This window comes from Actinospica durhamensis, from assembly GCF_018139695.1.
GTDB classification, from domain to species: domain Bacteria; phylum Actinomycetota; class Actinomycetes; order Streptomycetales; family Catenulisporaceae; genus Actinospica; species Actinospica durhamensis.
Genome location: NZ_JAGSOG010000531.1, coordinates 1 through 1,956 on the forward strand (window position 1 = coordinate 1; position 1,956 = coordinate 1,956).

Consider the following 1,956-nt stretch of genomic DNA (forward strand, 5'->3'; position numbering starts at 1 on the left):
CCCCCGACCCCGATCCGATTCCCCGCCGTAGCTCCGTAGCCGGGCCGCGATGTCGATCTGACGACCCGTCGATTCGCGGTCGCTGGCCGCTGGTCGCTAGTCGCCGGCCGCTGGTCGCTGGTCGCTGGTCGCTGGTCGGCAGTCGTCAGTGGCCAGCCGCCAGCCGCCAGCCGCCAGCCGCCAGCCGCGAGCGGCGAGCGGCAGTGGCTAGTCGGCCCGCTGCCTGTCGCTCCGCCGTCGGCCACCCATGGGTCTTTGTGGGCATCGGGCCACCGTGGGACCGCGGCCGACACTCACCACACTTTGTACGATTTGCCAACTGTGCAGACTTACGCGAACTTACGCATAATTGCTCGATCTAGCGCAGGCTCGCGCGGGCGCGGGCGGCCCACTTGCCGACCTGGAGAACCCACTCCCAGCCAGCGATGCCCCCAATGCCCCCGCGAATCCCATGCCGCTCCTCCGGTTCCCCTTCGGCTCCAATCCGGTTCCTCTCCGGCTCCTCTCCGGCTCCTCTCCGATTCCCCGCCGGTCGGGAGCGATTCTCAGCCTTTCCCAGCCTTCAGTCGGGAATTTCCCAGGTTGTCCAAAGGTTGCCGTTACATCCTGCAGTTTGAAGTCGTTCACCAGGTAGCGGCGCTGCCAGGCGGGCGTCGCTGGAACCGTGAGGGCACGCTCGGATGGGGTTGCCCTCTGGTGAGCGAGGGGATCTCCCTAAGAGCGGGCGCCCCGCGTGCCCTGCGCCGGGGGCGAGAACGAGGAGCGTGTGACAGTGCGATTCGAACTAGGCTCGGAAAGGCTGCTCCCGCGGTGGGTGGTCGCCTTCTTCCTCGGCGGCGCGCTGGTCCTGATCCCCTGGATCGTGCTGATGTTCACGGTCCCGCAAGCAGTGAACGTCTCGCGACGCTGGGAGTTCGTCTGGGGCGGCTTCGACTGCTTCCTCGTCCTAGGCTTCGCAGCGACCGCGTTCCGCCTGATCACCCGTTCCCCCCGCGGCGCCGTCACGGCGGCCATGACCGGCACCATGCTGCTGATCGACGCCTGGTTCGACGTCCTCACGACCCACCGAGGCGGCCAGGTCGTCTCGATCTTGATGGCCATCTTCGCCGAGATCCCGTGCGCCCTGATCTGCTTCTACGTATCGCGCCGCATCGTGGGACTGTTCGAGCAGGCCAAGGACTACCTAGCCGAAGCAGGCTTCCAAGTCCACGGCGGCCAACTAGTCCCACCCGCCAACTTCCCCACCTCAATCCCGGCCGCGGCCTCCAGCCTCGCTACAACGACCCCGATCCCCGCCGCGGCCTCCAGCCCTTCTGCAGCGATCTCAAGCCCCGCCGCAGTGACCTCTGTCCCTGGCGTGGCGTCGAGCGCCGCCTCCGCGACCGCAGTTCCCTCCGCAGCCGCCGCGGTCCCCGCTGCGACTTCTGTCCCTAGCGTCGCATCGAGCGCCGCCCTCGCGACCGCAGTTCCCTCCGCAGCGATCTCAAGCCCCGCCGCAGTAACCTCTGTCCCTGGCGTAGCATCGAGCGCCGCCTCCGCGACCGCGGTTCCCTCCGCAGCGGCTTCTGTCCCCGCTGCGGCGACCTCTGTCCGTAGCGTGGCATCGAGCGCCACCTCCACGACCGCGGTTCCCGCCGCGGCCTCTGTCCTCGCCGCATCTGTGAGCGCCGCCCTCGCGACCTCAGCGCCCACCACAGCACCGAACGCCACCGCAGCTTCGACCTCCAGCGCCTCTGCGCCGAGCACCACCCCGGCGCCTGCGCCAATCGCCCCCGATCCGATTGTGCCTCCCACTCTCGCCCCGGTTTTGAACGCTCGCGCCGACGCCGTTCCTGCAGCCACGTCCTCGCTCGAGGCCGCCTCGGATGCCGCCACGCTCGGCGCCCCAATCGCGCCCGATGCCGCTCCGACTTCTGCCCCCGCACCGAACGTCGCCCCCGCCCGCGCTGCTGCTGC

At 69.4% G+C, this 1,956-nt stretch carries 1 pseudogene; it reads right to left on the bottom strand.

From position 1 onward, the window contains the following. Positions 1-1,179: 1,179 nt before the first annotated feature. Positions 1,180-1,956 (bottom strand): annotated as a pseudogene (locus KDL01_RS40765) (hypothetical protein); the annotation flags it as partial.